Annotated in this window: 2 protein-coding genes; both read left to right on the top strand. The window is 74.4% G+C overall.

The window, feature by feature from the left end; translation table 11 throughout:
* Nucleotides 1-25 precede the first annotated feature (25 nt).
* A complete protein-coding gene (locus ACWD01_RS34760) occupies nucleotides 26-16,549 on the top strand; it encodes a type I polyketide synthase (RefSeq protein ID WP_451167639.1) in 16,524 nt (5,507 codons plus the stop codon).
* Nucleotides 16,550-16,628: 79 nt separating this feature from the next.
* Nucleotides 16,629-20,521 (top strand): type I polyketide synthase (locus ACWD01_RS34755; RefSeq protein WP_451167635.1); only part of this gene is annotated, 3,893 nt, incomplete at its 3' end.

Raw genomic sequence — 20,521 nt, 5'->3', positions numbered from 1 at the left:
CGAGACGCGCGAGCAGCTGCACGAGGTGCGGGAGAAGAGCCGGGAGCCCATCGCGATCGTCGGCATGGCCTGCCGCTACCCGGGCGGCGCCGACACACCCGAGCGGCTGTGGGAGCTGGTGCGCGGCGGTGTCGACGCCGTCTCCGCGTTCCCCACCGACCGCGGCTGGGACCTCGACGACCTCCACGGCGACGCCGACGGTGACGCCGGCCCGGAGGACAACACGTTCCCGCGGGAGAGCGGCTTCCTGCACGGCGCGGGCGAGTTCGACGCCGGCTTCTTCGGGATCTCCCCGCGCGAGGCCCTCGCCATGGACCCGCAGCAGCGGCTGATGCTGGAGACCGCCTGGGAGGCCGTCGAACGCGCCGGTGTCTCCCCGCACGCCCTGCGCGGGACCCGGACCGGCGTGTTCATGGGCGCCGGGCACGGCGGCTACGACACCGCGGCCGCTGCCGCCGGCCCGGACTGGGTGCGCGAGGAGGTGGCAGGCCACGTCCTCACCGGCAACACCGTCAGCGTCGTCTCCGGACGCATCTCGTACGTCCTCGGCATGGAGGGCCCGGCCATCACCGTCGACACGGCCTGCTCCTCGTCACTGGTCGCCCTGCACCTGGCGGTGCAGTCGCTGCGGCGCGGCGAATGCGAGCTCGCACTCGCGGGCGGCGTCACGGTCATGTCCACTCCGCAGATGTTCGCCGAGTTCGGACGCCAGCGCGGCCTGGCCGCCGACGGCCGCTGCAAGCCCTTCTCGGCCGCCGCCGACGGCACCGCGTGGAGCGAAGGCGCCGGCGTCGTCCTCGTCGAGCGGCTGTCCGACGCCCTGCGCAACGGCCACCAGGTGCTGGCCGTCGTCCGCGGCTCCGCCGTCAACCAGGACGGCGCCAGCAACGGCCTCACAGCACCCAACGGACCGTCGCAGCAGCGCGTCATCCGCAGGGCGCTGGCCGACGCGGGCCTCGCCGCCACCGACGTCGACACCGTCGAGGCGCACGGCACCGGCACCCGGCTCGGCGACCCCATCGAGGCCACCGCCCTGCTGAACACGTACGGGCAGGAACGCCCGGCGGACCGGCCGCTGCTCCTCGGCTCGATGAAGTCCAACATCGGCCACACACAGGCCGCGGCCGGTGTCGCGGGCGTCATCAAGACCGTGCTCGCCATGCGCCACGGCCTCCTGCCCAAGACCTTGCACCTGGACGAGTCGTCCCCGCACGTGGACTGGACGACGGGCAGCGTACGACTGCTCACGGACCAAACCCCCTGGCCCGCGCAGGCGGACCGGCCGCGGCGGGCGGCCGTCTCCTCGTTCGGCGTCAGCGGCACCAACGCCCATGTGATCCTCGAACAGCCGCCGGCCGTCGCGGACGCGACGGACCGCGACGCCGAAGCCTCCGAACCGCTGCCCTGGGTCCTCTCGGCGAAGACCGCCGAGGCACTGCGCGCCCAGGCTGCACGGCTGGCCGAACACGTCCGCGATCGTGCGGAGTTGCGGGCCGTCGACATCGCCTTCTCGCTCGCCACCACACGCGCCGGCCTGGAACACCGCGCCGCGGTCGTGGCCGCGGACCGCGCGGAACTGCTGGCCGGTCTCGACAGTCTCGCGGCAGGCGAGGGCACGACCGCCCTCGCGGGCAAGGGGCCGCTCGCCGTGCTCTTCTCCGGGCAGGGGTCGCAACGGCTGGGTATGGGCCGGGAGTTGTATGCCCGCTTCCCGGTGTTCGCGGCGGCTTTCGATGCGGTGTGCGCGGAGCTGGACGTGCCGGTGCGGGAGGTGGTGTGGGGTGAGGATGCGGATGCGCTGAACCAGACTGTGCATGCGCAGGCGGCTCTGTTCGCGGTCGAGGTGGCGTTGTTCCGGCTGGTCGAGTCGTGGGGTGTGAAGGCCGACTTCGTGGCTGGTCACTCCATTGGTGAGGTGGCGGCTGCGCATGTGGCGGGGGTGTTGTCGCTGGCGGATACGTGTGCGTTGGTGGCGGCGCGTGGCCGGTTGATGCAGGCGCTGCCCGAGGGTGGCGCGATGCTGGCTGTGGCCGCCACGGAGGACGAAGCCCTGCCCCTGCTGGGGGAGTCGGTGTCGGTCGCGGCGGTCAACGGGCCGTCGGCGATCGTGGTGTCGGGTGCCGAGGGTGCGGTCGATGCTGTCCGCGTCCACTTCGACGGGCTGGGTCGTAAGACGACGCGTCTGCGTGTCTCGCACGCGTTTCACTCGCCGTTGATGGATCCGATGCTGGACGACTTCCGTACCGTTGTGTCCGGGCTGTCGTTCTCGACGCCCACGATCCCGCTGGTGGCGGACGACGACACGGTGTGCGACCCGGAGTACTGGGTGCGGCATGTCCGCGACGCGGTGCGCTTCGCCGACGACGTGCTGGCCCTGCACGCGCAAGGCGTGACGCGGTTCCTCGAGCTCGGCCCGGACGGCGTGCTGTCCGCGATGGCCGCCGAGTCCCTGCCCGAAGGCAGCGACACCGCCCTCATACCCGTACTGCGCAAGAACCGTGACGAGGAACTCTCCGCGCTCCAGGCCGTGTCCCGGCTTCACATGGACGGTGTGGAGGTCGACTGGCCGGCGTTCTTCGCCGACACCGGTGCCCGCGTCGTCGAGCTGCCCACCTACGCCTTCCAGCACCAGCGCTACTGGCCCCCGGCCGGTGGCACGCTCCTGCCGCGCGCGGGCGGTGCGACGCTCGCCACCGACCCGGTGGAGACCGCCTTCTGGGAGGCCGCCGAACGCGGTGACCTGACCGCCGCCTCGGCCGTACTCGGCATCGAAGGCGCCCCGGCCGAGGCGTCCCTCGACAGCCTGCTTCCCGTCCTCGGAGCGTGGCGTTCCGGGCGACGGACCCGCGCCACGATCGACGCCTGGTCCTACCGGACCACCTGGACCCCCGTCGACGTCCCGACCGCCGGGCCGCCGTCCACCTCCCGCTGGCTGGCCGTCGTACCCGACCACATGGCGGACGACGAGTACCTCGCCGTGCTGCTCACCGGCCTCGGCGGGCACGTCGAGCGTCTCGTCGTGCCCGCCGCCGACGGCGCCGACTCCCTCGCGGAGTCCGTCCGTACGGCCCTGGCCACCGCCGCAGGGCCGGTGTCCGGCGTACTGTCCCTCCTCTCCTCCGACGAGCGGCCGCACCCCGCCCACCCGGCGGTCCCGCGCGGACTCCTCGCCACCGCCGACCTGTTGCGAGCCCTGGACGCGGCCGGGACGGAGGCGCCTCTCTGGTGCCTGACCCGCGGCGCGGTGTCCGTCGACGGCACCCGGCCGCCGGACAGTGCGATCCAGGCCCAGACCTGGGGCCTCGGCCGGGTCGCGGCGCTGGAGTTCCCGCAGCGCTGGGGCGGACTCATCGACCTTCCCGCCGTCCTCGACGCCGGCGACCCGGCCGCCGCCCGGCTGGCCTGCGTGCTCGGTGCGGGCACAGGCGAGGACCAGATCGCAGTACGGGACTCCGGGACGTACGCCCGGCGCTTCACCCGCGACGTTCCCGCCTCTGCTGTTCCCGCCCACGACACCGCGCCCTGGTCCGCCCCAAACGGCACGGTCCTGGTCACCGGCGGCACGGGAGCCCTCGGCGGCCGCGTCGCCCGCCGGCTGGCGGGGGCGGGAGCCGAACACCTGCTGCTGACCAGCCGCCGGGGCCCGGCCGCCGAAGGCGCGGACGAACTGGCGGCCGAGCTGGAGGCACTGGGCGTACGGGTCACCGTAGCGGCCTGCGACACCGCCGACCGCGACGCGCTCACCGACCTCCTCGAGTCCGTCCCCGCCGGCCTGCCGCTGCGCGGTGTCGTCCACGCCGCCGGCGTCCTCGACGACGGCGTACTGGACGCGCTGACCGGCGAGCGGTTCGAGACCGTGCTGCGCGCCAAGGCGGAGTCCGCCCGGCTGCTGGACGAACTCACCCGCGACCCGCGGTACGGGCACGAGCTGTCGATGTTCGTGCTGTTCTCCTCGATCGCCGGTGTCCTCGGCAACGCCGGACAGGCCAACTACGCCGCCGCCAACGCCTACCTCGACGCCCTCGCCGAGCAGCGGCGCGCCGCCGGGCTGCCCGCCACCTCCGTGGCCTGGGGCTCATGGGCCGACGCCGGCATGGCAGCCGGCAGCGAAGCCCTCGCCGACCGCATCCGGCGCGGCGGCATGACCCCGATGGCGCCCGAACTCGCCCTCACCGCCCTCCAGTCGGCCCTCACCCGCAGCGCCGCCTGCCTGACCGTCGCCGACATCGACTGGGACACTCTCGTACCGGTTCTGACGGCGGCCCGGCCCAGCCCGCTGATCGACGGCCTGCCCGAGGTACGACGGCTGGCGGAGACCGCCATGAGCACCGGCGGGGCGACCTCCCCGCTGCGTGAACGCCTGCTCGGCCTCGCGACCACCGCCGAGCAGGAACGCGCCCTGACCGACCTGCTGCGCACGGAGACCGCCCGCGTCCTCGGGCACGCCTCCGCGGGCACCGTCGACGTCAACCGGGCCTTCCGCGACCTGGGCTTCGACTCCCTGACCGCCGTCGAGCTGCGCAACCGGCTCACCACCCTCACCGGCCTGCGCCTGCCCGCCACGCTCCTGTTCGACCACCCGACCACGGCAGCCCTCGCCGCCCACCTGCGCGCCGAACTGCTGGACGGGCACACGCCGGCAGCGGCCGCCCCGGTACGGGCCGAGACGGACGAGCCGATCGCGATCGTCGCCATGGCCTGCCGCTTCCCCGGCGGCGTCGGCTCCCCGGAGGAGTTCTGGGAGCTGCTCGCCCGGGGCGGCGACGGGGTGTCGGACCTGCCCACCGACCGGGGCTGGGACACCGAAGGCATCTACGACACCGACCCGGAGCACCAGGGCACCAGCTACGTCCGAGAAGGCGGCTTCCTCACCGACCTGGCCGGCTTCGACGCCGGCTTCTTCGGGATCTCGCCGCGCGAGGCCCTCGCCATGGACCCGCAGCAGCGGCTGCTCCTCGAAACGGCGTGGGAGACCGTCGAACGGGCCGGCATCGTCCCCGACACCATGCGGGGGACCGCGACCGGCGTGTTCGTCGGCTCCAACTTCCAGGACTACCAGCAGGTCCTGGGCGCCGCCCCGGACGACGTCACCGGGCACCTGATGACCGGCAACGCGGCCAGCGTGGTCTCCGGCCGGCTGTCGTACGCCTTCGGTCTCGAAGGCCCCGCCGTCACCGTGGACACCGCCTGCTCGTCCTCGCTGGTCTCCCTGCACCTCGCCGCGCAGGCGCTGCGCCGCGGGGAGTGCACGCTCGCCCTGGCCGGCGGCGTCACCGTCATGTCGACCCCGCACATGTTCGTGGAGTTCTCCCGGCAGCGCGGTCTCGCGGCCGACGGACGGTGCAAGCCCTTCGCGGGCGCCGCGGACGGCACCGGCTGGGCCGAGGGCGTGGGCCTGCTGCTGGTGGAACGCCTCTCCGACGCCCGGCGCAACGGGCACCCCGTCCTCGCCGTGCTGCGCGGCTCCGCCGTCAACCAGGACGGCGCGTCCAACGGGATCACCGCCCCCAACGGCCCTTCCCAGCAGCGCGTCATCCGCCAGGCCCTCGCCGACGCGGGCCTGCGCGCCGACGAGGTGGACGCGGTGGAGGCGCACGGCACCGGCACCCGGCTCGGCGACCCGATCGAGGCGCAGGCCCTGCTCGCCACATACGGGCAGGAACGCCCGGCGGACCGGCCGCTGCTGCTGGGCTCGGTCAAGTCCAACATCGGCCACACGCAGGCCGCGGCCGGTGTCGCCGGCGTGATCAAGATGATCCTGGCGCTGCGGAACGGCGTACTGCCGCAGTCCCTGCACATCGACGAGCCGTCCCCACACGTCGACTGGTCGGCGGGCGCGGTCGAACTCCTCGCCGCGCCCACCCCCTGGCCCGCGGTGGACCGTCCGCACCGGGCGGGCGTCTCGTCCTTCGGTATCAGCGGCACCAACGCCCACGTCATCCTGGAGGCCGCCGACGCCTTTGCGCCCGACAGCAGCTCGGTTCCAGAGGCGGCCGACCCGGGTGACGGGCAGGGCGGGGCCCCCGCCCTGCCGTACGTCCTGTCCGCCAGGTCGCCGGAGGCGCTGGCCGCGCAGGCCGCGCGGCTGGCGGCGCATCTGAGGGGCGAAGGGGCGGGCCGCGAACCCGCCGGGGTCGCGCACGCGCTGGCGACCACCCGCACCGCCATGGAGCACCGCGCCACCGTCGTCGCCTCCGATTCGGCCACTCTGCTCGCCGGCCTGGACTCCCTCGCCGACGGCCGGGGACAGACGTCGCCCGCAGTCCTCGAAGGCAGCGCGGAAGGCAGTGCGGAGGGCGGCGGCGACACCGTCTTCGTCTTCCCCGGCCAGGGCTCCCAGTGGCCCGCCATGGCGGCCGGACTCCTCGACACCTCGCCGGTGTTCGCCGCCCGCATGACCGAATGCGCCACCGCCCTCGACGCGTACACCGACTGGTCCCTGATGGACGTGGTGCGCGGAGCCGACGGCGCCCCCGCGCTCGACCGCGTCGACGTGGTCCAGCCCGTGCTGTTCGCCGTCATGGTGTCCCTCGCAGAGCTGTGGCAGGCCCACGGCGTGCGCCCGGCCGCGGTCGTCGGCCACTCCCAGGGCGAGATCGCCGCCGCCTGCGTGGCCGGCGCCCTCACCCTTGACGACGCCGCCCGCGTCGTGACCCTGCGCAGCAAGGCCCTGACCGCCCTGTCCGGGCAGGGCGGCATGGTCTCCGTCGCCCAGAGCGCCGACGCGGTACGCGCACTGCTGGCCCCCTTCGGCGAGCGGCTCTCCCTCGCCGCCGTCAACGGCCCCTCGTCCGTGGTGGTCTCCGGCGAGCCCGACGCCCTGGACGCGCTCCTCGACGCCTGCGACCGGGACGGCGTCCGCGCCAAGCGGATCCCCGTCGACTACGCCTCGCACTCCGCCCAAGTGGCCCGCATCGAGGACGAGTTGCGCACCGTCCTCGCGCCGGTCGCCCCCCGTCCCTCGGCCATCCCCTTCTACTCCACGGTGACCGGCGCCCCGATCGACACGACCGTGCTCGACGGCGCCTACTGGTACGCGAATCTGCGCGGCACCGTCGAGTTCGAGCAGGCCACCCGCGCCCTGCTCGACACCGGACACCGGGTGTTCATCGAGGTCAGCCCGCACCCCGTCGTCACCGTCGGAGTGCAGGAGACCATCGAGGCCACCGGCTCCGCAGCCGCCGCCACCGGCACCCTGCGCCGTGAGGAGGGCGGCCTGGACCGGTTCACGCTGTCCCTGGCCGATGCCCACAACCACGGCACGCACATCGACTGGGACGCGTTCTTCGAGGCCGCAGGGGCCCCGCTGCCCGCCGCCCCGCCGTCCCTGCCCACGTACGCCTTCCAGCACCGCCGCTACTGGCCGCGCCCGGCCACCGGCGGTGCCGGGGACGTCGCCTCCGCCGGTCTTGGCCCCCTCGACCACCCGCTGCTCGGTGCCGCGCTGCCGCTCGCCCTCGGTGACGAACTCGTCGCCACCGCCCACTGGTCGCTGCACAACCACCCGTGGCTCGCCGACCACGCGGTCGCCGGCACCGTCGTCGTACCCGGCGCCGCGCTCGTCGAAGTTGCCGTACGGGCCGGCGACGAACTCGGCTGCGGCCGGGTCGAGGAACTCACCCTGCACGCGCCGGTCCTGCTGCCCGCACGCGGCGGCATCCAGGTCCAGGTCGCCGTCGGCGCCGCCGACGCCGCCGGGCTGCGCACCGTGTCCCTCCACACCCGGCCCGACGACGCGCCGGAAGCGGAGTGGACCCTCCACGCCGACGGCACACTCGGCGCGCCCGGCACGGAGCCCGCCGCCGACGAGTTCGCCGGCGGACAGTCCGCCCCGTGGCCCCCGCTTGGGGCGGAACCGGTCGACTCGCTCGACGGCCACTACGCGTCGCTGCGCGCCGAAGGCTACGAGTACGGACCGGTGTTCCAAGGTCTGCGGGCAGCCTGGCGGCTCGGCGCGGACGTCTACGCCGACGTGGCCCTGCCTGAGGTGGGCGAGGCGGACGTGGCCCGCTACGGCATCCACCCGGCGCTGCTCGACGCTGCGCTGCACGCCGCCGGACTCGGCCCGTTGAGCAACGCCGAAGGCACCACCGGCCTGCCGTTCTCATGGACGGGCGTCACCCTCCACGCCACCGGTGCCACCGCCCTGCGGGTCCGGCTGCGCCCCGCCGGAACGGACGCCGTGTCGGTCCTGATGGCCGACGCGTTCGGCCGCCCGGTCGCCACCATCGACGCCCTTGCGGTACGTCCGGTGACGGCCGCCGCCCTCGGCGCCGCCGACGGCGTCTCCCGCACGGTCCGCGACGCCCTGTTCCATCTGGAGTGGGCCCCGCTGGAGACAGCCCCGGCAGCCCCGCCCGCGGAGGCCGCGCAGGCCGCCTACTGGGCCGTGCTGGGGCCGGACGGCGCCGCGCACCCGGCCGCCCTCACCGAGGGCGGCGTCTCCCCGACCCGGTGGGACACCCTGGGCGACGTGGCGGAGGCACTGCCGGCGACCGGCACGCCGGACGTGGTGCTGCTCACCGGACCCGGCGCGACGACGGAAGGGTCCGCCGGCCCCGCCGCCCTGGCCGCCGACGCGCTGAAGCGCGTACTCGCCCTGCTCCACGACTGGCTGGCCGACGAACGGTTCGAGGCGACCCGGCTGGTCGTCGCCACCCGTGGCGCCGTCACCCCCGACCCCGGCGGCGCCGTCAGCGATCTGCCCGGCTCGGCCCTGTGGGGACTGCTGCGGTCGGCGCAGACCGAGCACCCCGGCCGGGTCGTGCTCGCCGACCTCGACGACGACCCCGCCTCCTGGCGAGCCCTGCCCCGGGCGGTCGCCGTCACGGGCGAACCCCAGCTGGCGCTGCGTCAGGGCGCCGCCCACGTACCCCGGCTGGCCCGCACCCAGAGCTCGGGCGCGCTCACCGCGCCCGGCGGAACCGCCACCTGGCGGCTGGGCATTCCCGAGAAGGGCAGCCTGGACCACCTGGCCCTGCTGCCAGCCCCGCAGGCGGCCGCGCCACTCGAACCCGGCCAGGTCCGCATCGAGGTCCGCGCCGCCGGGCTGAACTTCCGCGACGTCCTCAATGCCCTCGACATGTACCCGGGCGGCGCCGAATTCCTCGGCTCCGAGGCCGCCGGCCTCGTCGTCGAGACCGGGCCCGACGTCACCGGCCTGCGCGTCGGCGATCGCGTCTTCGGCATGGTCACGGGCGGCTTCGGCCCCCTGGCCGTCGCCGACTGCCACGTCGTCAGCCGGATGCCGGCCGGCTGGACCTTCGCCCAGGCCGCCGCCGCACCCGTCGTGTTCCTCACCGCGTACTACGCGCTGCGCGACCTCGCGGGCCTCGAGGACGGCGAGACCGTCCTCGTCCACGCCGCCGCCGGCGGCGTCGGCATGGCCGCCACCCAGCTCGCCCGCCTGTGGGGAGCCGAGGTCTACGGCACCGCAAGTGAACCCAAGCAGCGCCTGCTGCGCGCCGCGAGCGACGGCCTGCCCGCCGACCGCCTCGCCTCCTCCCGCACCCTCGACTTCGAGGGCGCCTTCCGCGCGGCGAGCGGCGGCCGGGGGGTGGACGTGGTCCTCAACTCCCTCGCCGGCGAATACGTCGACGCCTCCCTGCGCCTCCTGGCGCCCGGCGGCCGGCTCATCGAGATGGGCAAGACCGACGTCCGGGACGCCGCAGAGGTGGCCCGCGACCACGACGGCGCGTACTACCGCGCCTTCGACCTCGCCGAGGCCGGCCCCGAGCGGATCGGCGAGATGCTCACCGACCTCGTCGCCCTCTTCGAGCAGGGCGCACTGCGCCCGCTCCCGGTCACCGCCTGGGACGTCACCCACGCCCCCGAAGCGTTCCGGTACGTCTCACGGGCCCGCCACACCGGCAAGGTGGTCCTCACCGTGCCCCGCCGCCGGGACCCCGAGGGCACCGTCCTCATCACCGGCGGCGCCGGCGAACTCGGCGGCACGCTCGCCCGCCACCTCGTCACCGAACACGGCGTACGGCACCTGCTGCTCGTCGGACGCCGCGGCCCCGACAGCCCCCGCGCGTCCCAACTCCGTTCCGAGCTCACCGTGTTGGGGGCCGAGGTCACCGTCGCCGCCTGCGACGCCGCCGACCGCACGGCCCTCGCCGCACTGCTCGCAACGGTGAGCCCGGACCACCCGCTGACCGCCGTCGTGCACGCCGCCGGAGTCCTCGACGACGGCATCATCACCTCCCTCACCCCCGAGCGGCTGCACACCGTGCTGCGCCCCAAGGCGGACGCCGCCTGGAACCTGCACGAGCTGACCCGCGACCTGGACCTCGCCGACTTCGTGCTGTTCTCCTCCGCGGCCGGCACGTTCGGCAACGCCGGGCAGGGCAACTACGCCGCCGCCAACACCTTCCTCGACGGACTCGCCCGCCACCGCCAGGCCGCCGGCCTGCCCGCCACGTCGCTGGCCTGGGGCATGTGGGCGCAGGCCAGCGAGATGACCGGGCACCTGGACGACGGCGACCGCGACCGCGCCCGGTCCACCGGAGGGCTGCCGCTCGCCACCCGCGACGGGCTCGCGCTGTTCGACGCCGCCCTCGCCGCCCGCCGACCGCTTCTCGTACCCGTACGCCTGGACCACGCCGCCCTGCGCGGCCGCGCACCCGAGGCGCTGCCGTCGATCCTGCGGACCCTGTTCCGCGGCACGCCCGCCCGGCGTGCCGTCGAGAGCGGACCGGGCCCCGCGGAAGGCGGCCTGCGGCAGCGGCTGGCCGCGCTGCCCGCGACCGACCGGCGGACCGTACTGGTCGACCTGGTCGCCTCGTACGCGGCCGCCGTCCTCGGGCACACGGACACCGGCCCCGTCCACGCCGGAAAAGCCTTCCGCGACCTCGGCTTCGACTCGCTGACCGCCGTCGAACTGCGCAACCGGCTCGCCGCCGCGGCCGGGCTGCGGCTGCCCGCCACCCTTGTCTTCGACCACCCGACCCCCGACGCCCTCGCCGCACACCTGGACGCCCTGCTGACCGACGTCGAACCCGCGGCCCAGGCGCCCGCGGCCCCCGCCCCCGCCGCCCCGGACGACGACCCCGTCGTCATCGTCGGCATGGCCTGCCGCTACCCCGGCGGCGTCCGCTCGCCCGAGGACCTGTGGCACCTGCTGGCCTCCGGCACCGACGCCGTCGGCGGCTTCCCCACGGACCGCGGCTGGGACCTGGAGCACTTCTACGCCTCCGTCCCCGAGCACCCGGACGCCTCCCGCACCCTCGAGGGCGGATTCCTGCACGACGCGGCCGACTTCGACGCCGACTTCTTCGGCATCGGCCCCAACGAGGCCATGGTGATGGACCCGCAGCAGCGGCTGCTTCTGGAGACCGCCTGGGAGGCGGTGGAACGGGCCGGCATCGACCCCAGATCGCTGCGCGGCAGCAGCACAGGAGTCTTCGCCGGCCTGTCCTCCAGCGACTACATGAACGGCGGCGCGGACGTCCCCGAGGCGCTCACGACCTACGTCAACACGGGCAACGCCGTCAGCGTCGTCTCCGGCCGCGTCTCCTACACGCTGGGCCTGGAGGGCCCGGCCGTCACCGTGGACACCGCCTGCTCCTCCTCCCTGGTGGCCCTTCACATGGCCGCCCAGGCGCTGCGGGCCGGCGAATGCTCCCTCGCGCTGGCGGGCGGCGTGACCGTCATGTCCTCCCCGGTGATCATCGTGGACTTCGCACGGCAGCGCGGGCTGGCCGCCGACGGCCGCTGCAAGCCCTTCTCGGCGGACGCCGACGGCACCGGCTTCGCCGAAGGCTCCGGTCTGCTCGTCCTCGAACGCCTCTCCGACGCGGTGCGCAACGGCCACCGGGTACTGGCCGTGCTGCGCGGCTCCGCCGTCAACCAGGACGGCGCGTCCAACGGGATGACCGCCCCCAACGGCCCCTCCCAACAGCGCGTCATCCGCCAGGCCCTCGCCGCCGCCCGCCTGACCGGCGCCGACATCGACGCGGTGGAGGCGCACGGCACCGGCACCCGGCTCGGCGACCCGATCGAGGCACAGGCCCTGCTCGCCACGTACGGCCAGGACCGCCCGGCGGACCGGCCGCTGCGGCTCGGCTCCGTCAAGTCCAACCTCGGCCACACGCAGGCCGCGGCCGGCGTCGCCGGAGTGATGAAGATGGTGCTCGCCATGCGGCACGGCACGCTCCCGAAGTCACTGCACGTCAACGAGCCGACCCCGCAGGTGGACTGGTCGGCGGGCGCCGTACGCGTCCTGGACGAGGCGGCCCCCTGGCCGGCGGCCGACGGCCGCCCCCGGCGGGCCGGTGTCTCCTCCTTCGGCATCAGCGGCACCAACGCCCACGTGATCCTCGAACAGGGCCCGGACGCCGACCCCTCCCCGCCGGGTGCGGCCGGCGCGTGGCCGGTCAGCGCCGTCGCACCGGCGCCGTCGGCCGCAGCCGACGCTGACCAGGGCACCTCCGGGACACCGGACGCGCAGCCCGCAGGGGCCGTCCTGCCCTGGCTGCTGTCCGCGCGGAACGCACCAGCGCTGCGCGACCAGGCACGGGCCCTGCTCACCCACCTGGACACCCCCGCCGGGCCCCAGGCCCCGCCCCTCGACCTCGCCGCCTCCCTCGCCACCCGCCGGGCCGTCCTCGAACACCGGGCCGTCGTCACCGCCGCCGCCCCGCACACCCTGCGGGCGGCACTCGCCGACCTCGCCGAAGGAAACCCGGGCCCCGGGATCGTCCAGGGCAGGCACACCTCCGGCCGCGACCGCAAGACCGTCCTGGTCTTCCCCGGACAGGGCTCCCAGTGGGCCGGAATGGGGGCTGAACTCCTCGACTCCTCGCCCGAGTTCGCGGCCGCCGTCGCGGCCTGCGAACAGGCACTGACCCCGTACACCCCCTGGTCGCTGACCGCCGTGCTGCGCGGCGAACCGGACGCCCCGACGCTCGACCGCGTGGACGTCGCCCAACCCGCCCTCTGGGCGGTCATGGTGGCACTCGCCGAGGTCTGGCAGGCCCACGGCCTGCGACCGGCCGCGGTCGTCGGCCACTCCCAGGGCGAGATCGCCGCCGCCTGCGTCGCCGGCGCGCTCTCCCTCGAGGACGGCGCCCGCGTGGTCGCCCTGCGCAGCCGCGCCATCGCCGCCGGACTCTCCGGCCGCGGCGGCATGGTCTCCGTCGCCGCCTCCCACGCGGACGTCCTCGCCCGCCTCGCCCCATGGGGCGAGCGGATCGGCGTCGCCGCCGTCAACGGCCCCGGCTCCGTCGTCGTCTCCGGCGAACCGGACGCCCTCGACGCCCTGGTCGACGCCTGCACCCGGGACGGCGTCCGCGCCAAGAAGATCCCCGTCGACTACGCCTCCCACTCGGCCCAGGTCGCCGACATCCGCGACACCGTGCTGGCCGACCTCGCCGGAATCGAGACCCGCACCCCCCGCATCCCCTTCCTGTCCACCCTCACCGGCGAGTGGATCGGCGCCGACACCGCACTGGACGCCTCGTACTGGTACGAGAACCTGCGCCGCACCGTCCGCCTCGAGGACGCCCTGCGCACCCTCCTCGCCCAGGGCCACGACGTGTTCGTCGAGTCCAGTCCCCACCCGGTACTGACCGCCGCCATCGAGGACACCGTCACGGCCGCGGAGGCGGACGCGCTGGCCCTCGGCTCACTGCGCCGCCAGGACGGCGGCCCGCAGCGGCTGCTCACCTCCCTCGCCGAGGCGCACGTGCACGGCGTACGGATCGACTGGAGCCCCGTCCTCGGCGGTGGCCGGGCCGCCGACCTGCCCACCTACGCCTTCCAGCGAACCCGGTACTGGCTCGACGCGCCCTCCGCCCCGGCGGCCGGTGCCCCGGCGGACCCCGCCGGACTCGACACCGCCGTCCGCCTCGCGGACGGAAACGGATCCCTCGTCCTCAGCGGCCGGATCGGAACCACCACCCACGCGTGGCTGGCCGACCACACGGTGCACGGCTCCGCCGTCGTCCCCGGCACCGCCCTGCTCGACTGGGCGGTCCGCGCCGCCGACGAGACCGGCTGCGCGACGATCGGCGAACTCACCGAACTGGTCCCGCTGGCACTCCCCGAAGACGGCGCCGCGGAAGTGCAGGTGACTGTGAGCGCGGCCGACGCCGAGACGGGCACCCGCACGCTGACGGTCCACGCCCGGACCGCCGCCGACGCCGAGTGGACCCGCCACGCCACCGGCACCCTGACCCGGCCGGCCGACCCCGCCGGCGAACCGCTCGACCCATTCGACCCGGCGGCCTGGCCGCCGCACGACGCCCGCCCGGCCGACACCGAGGAGCTGTACGCGCGGCTCGCCGACGGCGGCTACGACCCCGGGCCGCTCCACCGCACCGTCCGCGCGCTCTGGACCACACCCGACGGCGCCACCCACGCCGAAGTGGCCCTGCCCCACGACCGGCACGAGGACGCGTCCGGCTTCCGGATCCACCCGGCGCTGCTCCAGACCGTGCTGGCGATGACCGCCACCCGGTCCGGCACGGCCGAACTGCCCACCGCCTGGCGGCAAGTGGCCCTCACCGCCACCGGCGCCGCCGCGCTGCGCGTACGGATCGCCCCCGCCCAGGACGGCACTCTGTCCCTCACCGCCGCCGACACCACGGGCGCACCAGTGCTCACGGCGACCGCCGTCACCACCACGCCTGCCGCGGCATCCTCCCCACACCCCCGGGAACTGTTCGAAACCGCCTGGACACAGCCGCACTGGGCCCCGGCCACACACACCGGAACACCGGCGGACGCACAGTCCTTCACGGGCCTGCCCGCCCTCGAACAGGCCCTGGAGGCAGAGGACACGGCCCCCTTCGCGGACACGGTCCTGCTGCGCCTGCCCGCGGCCGACCACCCCACGGACAGCGCCGACAGCACCCCCGTACGGCAGATGCTGCACCTCACCCAGACCTGGCTCGCCGACGCGCGCTGCGCGGACTCCCTGCTGGTCCTGGTCACCTCCGGCGACGGCGCCACCCTCACCGACGCCGCCGTACACGGCCTGATCCGCTCCGCCCAGGCCGAACACCCCGGCCGGTTCCTCCTCGTCGACACCGACGGCGAACCGGCCTCCGAGCAGGCCCTGCAGGCCGCCGCAGCAGCCGCCGCGGCCGCCGGCGAGCCCCGGATCGCCCTGCACACCGGCACGGTGACCGTACCGAGACTCCGGCGCACCGCACCCCCGCAGGACCCGTCGGCCCCGCCGGTCTGGGAGTGGGACCCGACCGGCGACGGCACCGTCCTGATCACCGGCGGCACCGGAACCCTCGGCGCCCTCGTCGCCCGGCACCTGGTCACCGAGCACGGAGTCCGGCACCTGCTGCTCACCGGCCGCCGGGGCATCAAGGCCCCGGGCGCCGAGGAGCTGCGCGACGAACTCACCGCCATGGGGGCCGCCGTCACCATCGCCGCCTGCGACGCGGCCGACCGCGAGGCCCTCGCCGGCGTACTCGCCGACCTCACCCCCGAACACCCGCTCACCGCGGTCGTCCACGCGGCCGGCGTTCTCCAGGACGGCCTTCTGGAGAAGCTCACCGCCGAGGACCTGGACCGCGTATGGCGCCCGAAGGCCGAGGCCGCCCGGCACCTGCACGAGCTGACCCGCGACCTCAAGCTGTCCGCGTTCGTCCTGTTCTCCTCCTTCGCGGGTGTCATCGGCGGCCCGGCCCAGGCCAACTACGCCGCCGCCAACTCCTACCTCGACGCCCTCGCTCACCATCGCCGGGCCCAGGGACTCCCCGCGGTCTCCCTCGCCTGGGGATACTGGGGAGATTCCAGTGGAATGACGTCCAGTCTGGATCCCGTGGATGTCGCCCGCTTCGCACGCTCCGGAATGCTGCCGCTCTCGGCAGACCAAGGACTCGGCCTGCTCGACGCCGCCAAGGCCGTCGACCGTGCCCTCCTGGTCCCCGTACGACTCGGCCCGAAGGCCTTCGCGACCGCGGGCACACCTGCGCTGCTGCGTGAACTCGCCCCCGCGACAACCGCCTTGCGCCGGACCGTCGGCCGGACACCCGACGCCGCCGCCCCCACGGACGCGGCCGGCCACGACGGCGGGTTCGTCGAGCTGCTGGCCGGACTGGGCGGCGCGAAACGCGACGCGCTGCTGCTCCAGCTGATCACCGGCCACGTGGCCACCGTCCTCGGCCACGGCTCTGCCGCGACGATCGAAGCCGAACGCGGCTTCCTCGACCTCGGCATGAGCTCCCTCACCGCCGTGGAGCTGCGCAACCGCCTCAACGCCGAGACCGGGCTCAGGCTGCCGACGACTGCGGTCTTCGACCACCCCACCCCGCTCGCCCTCGCCAGGCACCTGAACAGCCAACTGGCGTCCCCGGGCGGAGAGGAGCCGGACGGCTCCCTCTTCCCCGGACTCGACGAACTGGAGAAGGCCCTGACCGACCGCGCGGTCTCCACCCTCGGCGCGGACGACCGGGCCCGCCTGACCGCCCGGCTCAAAGCACTGCAATGGAAGCTCAACGACACCGCCGCGGCCGACACCGAGCTCGAAGCGGCCTCCACGGACGACGAGATGTTCGACCTGATCGACAAGGAACTCGGCCTCGCCTGACCGGCCGGCCGGCCGTACCGGGCCGGAACGACACCGCACGACGCGTAACACCCTTTCCCGACTGCGAGGTTCCCGACCCATGGCACCCAAGGCCGTCCCTTCCTCCGAGGACAAGCTCCGCGACTACCTCAAGAAGGTCACCGCAGACCTGCGGCGCACCAAGCAGAGGCTCGAGTCCGTCGAGGCCCGGGACAGCGAGCCGATAGCCGTCGTGGGCATGGCCTGCCGGTTCCCCGGCGGAGTCCATTCCTCCGAGGACCTGTGGCGGATGGTCGCCGACGGCACCGACGCCGTCGGCGACCTGCCGGAGGACCGCGGCTGGGACACCGCAGGGCTCTACGACCCCAACCCCGGCACACCGGGGAAGAGTTACGTACGCCACGGAGGCTTCCTCGACGCGGCCGCCGAGTTCGACGCCGACCTCTTCGGCATCGCCCCGCGCGAAGCCCTCGCCATGGACCCGCAGCAGCGACTGCTGCTCGAAACCGCCTGGGAGGCCATCGAGCACGCCGGGATCGGCCCCACCGCCCTGCGCGGCACCGAGACCGGTGTCTTCATCGGCGGCGCCGACACCGACTACGGCTCGCTCGCCAAGCAGACCACGGAAACCGAGGGCCACCTGCTGACCGGCGGCGCCGTCAGCGTGCTCTCCGGCCGGATCTCCTACGCCTTCGGCCTCGAAGGCCCTGCCGTCACCGTCGACACCGCCTGCTCCTCCTCACTGGTCGCCCTGCACCTGGCCGTACGCGCGCTGCGGGCCGGTGAATGCACCATGGCCCTGGCCGGCGGCGTCGCCATCATGCCGACCCCCCGCCTGTTCACCGAGTTCTCCCGGCAGCGCGGCCTCGCCGCCGACGGCCGCTGCAAGCCCTTCGCCGAAGCCGCGGACGGCACCGGCTGGGCCGAGGGCGTCGGCGTCCTCCTCCTGGAACGACTCTCCGACGCCCGACGCAACGGCCACCACGTGCTCGCCGTCGTACGAGGCACGGCCGTCAACCAGGACGGTGCCAGCAGCCGCCTCACCGCACCCAACGGGCCCTCCCAGCAGCGCGTCATCAAGGCAGCGCTCGCCAACGCCCGACTGACCGCCGACCAGATCGACGCCGTCGAGGCCCACGGCACCGGCACCACACTCGGCGACCCGATCGAGGCCCAGGCGCTGCTCGCGACCTACGGCCGCGGCCGGCCGGCGGACCGCCCCCTGCTGCTCGGCGGCATCAAGTCGAACATCGGGCACGCGCAGGCCGCGGCCGGCGTCGCCGGCGTGATCAAGATGGTCATGGCGATGCGGCACGGCGTCCTGCCCAAGACCCTGCACGTGGACCGGCCGACCTCACACGTCGACTGGAGCGCGGGCGCCGTCGAACTCCTCACCGAGTGCACCGAATGGCCCGCCACCGACCGCCCGCGCCGCTCGGCGGTGTCCGCGTTCGGCATCAGCGGAACCAACGCCCATGTGGTGCTGGAACAGGCCGAACCGGAACCGACGGAACCGGCGCAGCCGCAAACCGGGGCGGACGGGCCTACGGCCGAGCACGGTGCGGTGCCTGGCGTGGTGCCGGGCGTGGTGCCCTGGGTCCTGTCGGGCCGCACGGAGCAGGCCCTGCGGGACCAGATCGACCACCTGCGCAGATTCGTGGAGCAGTCCGAGCCGCGCGCCGTGGACGTCGCCCTGACGCTCGCGGCGGCCCGGTCCGTACTCGGCCACCGTGCGGTGCTGATGGACGGTGACGTGCAGCCGGTCGCGGAGGGGCAGGCGCGGACCGGCAAGACGGCGTTCCTGTTCAGTGGACAGGGTTCGCAACGGCTCGGTATGGGCCGGGAGTTGTATGCCCGATTTCCGGTGTTCGCGGCGGCTTTCGATGCGGTGTGCGCGGAGCTGGACGTGCCGGTGCGGGAGGTGGTGTGGGGTGAGGACGCGGATGCGCTGAACCAGACGATGTTCGCGCAGGCTGGCTTGTTCGCCGTTGAGGTGGCGTTGTTCCGGCTGGTCGAGTCGTGGGGCGTGAAAGCCGACTTCGTGGCTGGTCACTCCATTGGTGAGGTGACGGCCGCCCATGTGGCGGGGGTGTTGTCGCTGGCGGACGCGTGTGCGTTGGTGGCGGCGCGTGGCCGGTTGATGCAGGCGCTGCCCGAGGGTGGCGCGATGCTGGCTGTGGCCGCCACGGAGGACGAAGCCCTGCCCCTGCTGGGGGAGTCGGTGTCGGTCGCGGCGGTCAACGGGCCGTCGGCGATCGTGGTGTCGGGTGCCGAGGGTGCGGTGGACGCTGTCCGCGTCCACTTCGACGGGCTGGGTCGCAAGATGACGCGTCTGCGTGTCTCGCACGCGTTTCACTCTCCGCTGATGGATCCGATGCTGGACGACTTCCGTACCGTTGTGTCCGGGCTGTCGTTCTCGACGCCCACGATCCCGCTCGTTGCGGACGACGACACGGTGTGCGACCCGGAGTACTGGGTGCGGCATGTCCGCGACGCGGTGCGCTTCGCCGACGACGTGCTGGCCCTGCACGCGCAAGGCGTGACACGCTTCCTCGAGCTCGGCCCCGACGGGGTCCTGTCCGCGATGACCGCCGAGTCCCTGCCCGAAGGCAGCGACGCCGTTCTCGTACCCGTACTGCGCAAGACCGTTGACGAGGAAAGGGCCGCACTCACCGCCGCCGCCCTGATGTTCGTCGACGGCGCGACCGTGGACTGGGCGGCCGTGCTGCGGGGAACCGGTGCACGGCTCATCGACCTGCCGACCTACGCCTTCCAGCGCCGGCGTTTCTGGCCGACCCCCGGCCTGGCCCCGGCGGGTGATGTCCAGTCCTCCGGGCTCGACGCCGCCGGGCACCCGCTCCTCAACGCCTCCGTCGAACTGTCCGACGCCGAAGGAATGCTCTTCACCTCCCGCCTGTCGGTCCAGTCGCACCCCTGGCTCGCCGAACACGTGGTGCGCGGCTCGGCCCTCCTACCGGGGACCGCGTTCCTCGAACTCGCCATCCGGGCGGGCGACGAGGTCGGCTGCGGCGTCGTCGAAGAACTCACGCTCGCCGCGCCGCTCGTCCTCCCCGACGAAGGCGGCGTGCAGCTCCAACTGCGGGTGGCAGCCGCCGACGGCAACGGCCTGCGCACCGTGAGCATCCGCTCCCGCCGGGAGGGAGCCGGCGAGCAGGAGTGGCTTCAGCACGCGACGGGCGTCCTCGCGGCGGGCGAGCGGACCGTGGCCCTCGACACGCCGGATGCCGCATGGCCCCCGGCCGGCGCGGAGCCGGTCGACCTGACCGGACTCTACGAGCGCATATCCGAAGCGGGCTTCGACTACGGCCCCGTCTTCCAGGGCCTGCGAGCCGCCTGGCAGCGGGGCGAGGACGTGTACGCCGAGGTCGCTCTCCCCGAGGGCGTCGACGGCAGCCCGTACGGCCTGCACCCCGCCCTGCTGGACGCAGCCTTGCACGTCACCGCGGTCAACGGGGTGCCGCACGGCGTCGTCCCGTTCTCCTGGGAGGGCGTGTCGTTGCATGCGACCGGCGCCTCGTCGGTCCGGGTGCGGGTGACCCGTATGCGCGAGGACGCGCTCACCGTCGCCGTCGCCGACACGGCGGGGGAGCCGGTGGCCTCGGTGGAGTCGCTGGTGCTGCGTCCGGTCGATGCCGCTCGGGCCGCGGACCGGGACTCGGTGTTCGGCGTGGAGTGGGTACCGGTCCGCTTGACGAAGCCCCTGGCCGCAGTGGACCCGGACGTGGTCGTCGCCAGGCTGTCCGGCGACGAGGGCGTGGTCGAGTCCGTGCACGCGCTGTCGGCGCGGGCGCTTTCCCTGGTACAGGAGTGGCTGGGGGAGGAGCGCTCCGCCGCCGCCCGGCTGGTGTTCATGACCCGTGGCGCCGTGTCGGGAGCAGACCTGGCGGCTGCCGCCGCATGGGGTCTGGTGCGGTCGGCGCAGTCGGAGCAGCCGGGCCGGTTTGTGCTGGTGGACGTGGAGGGTGAGGAGCC

It is taken from the genome of Streptomyces sp. NPDC002835, from assembly GCF_053591995.1.
Note: the sequence above shows the minus strand (reverse complement) of the source record. Positions and strands in the feature narration are given on the sequence as shown.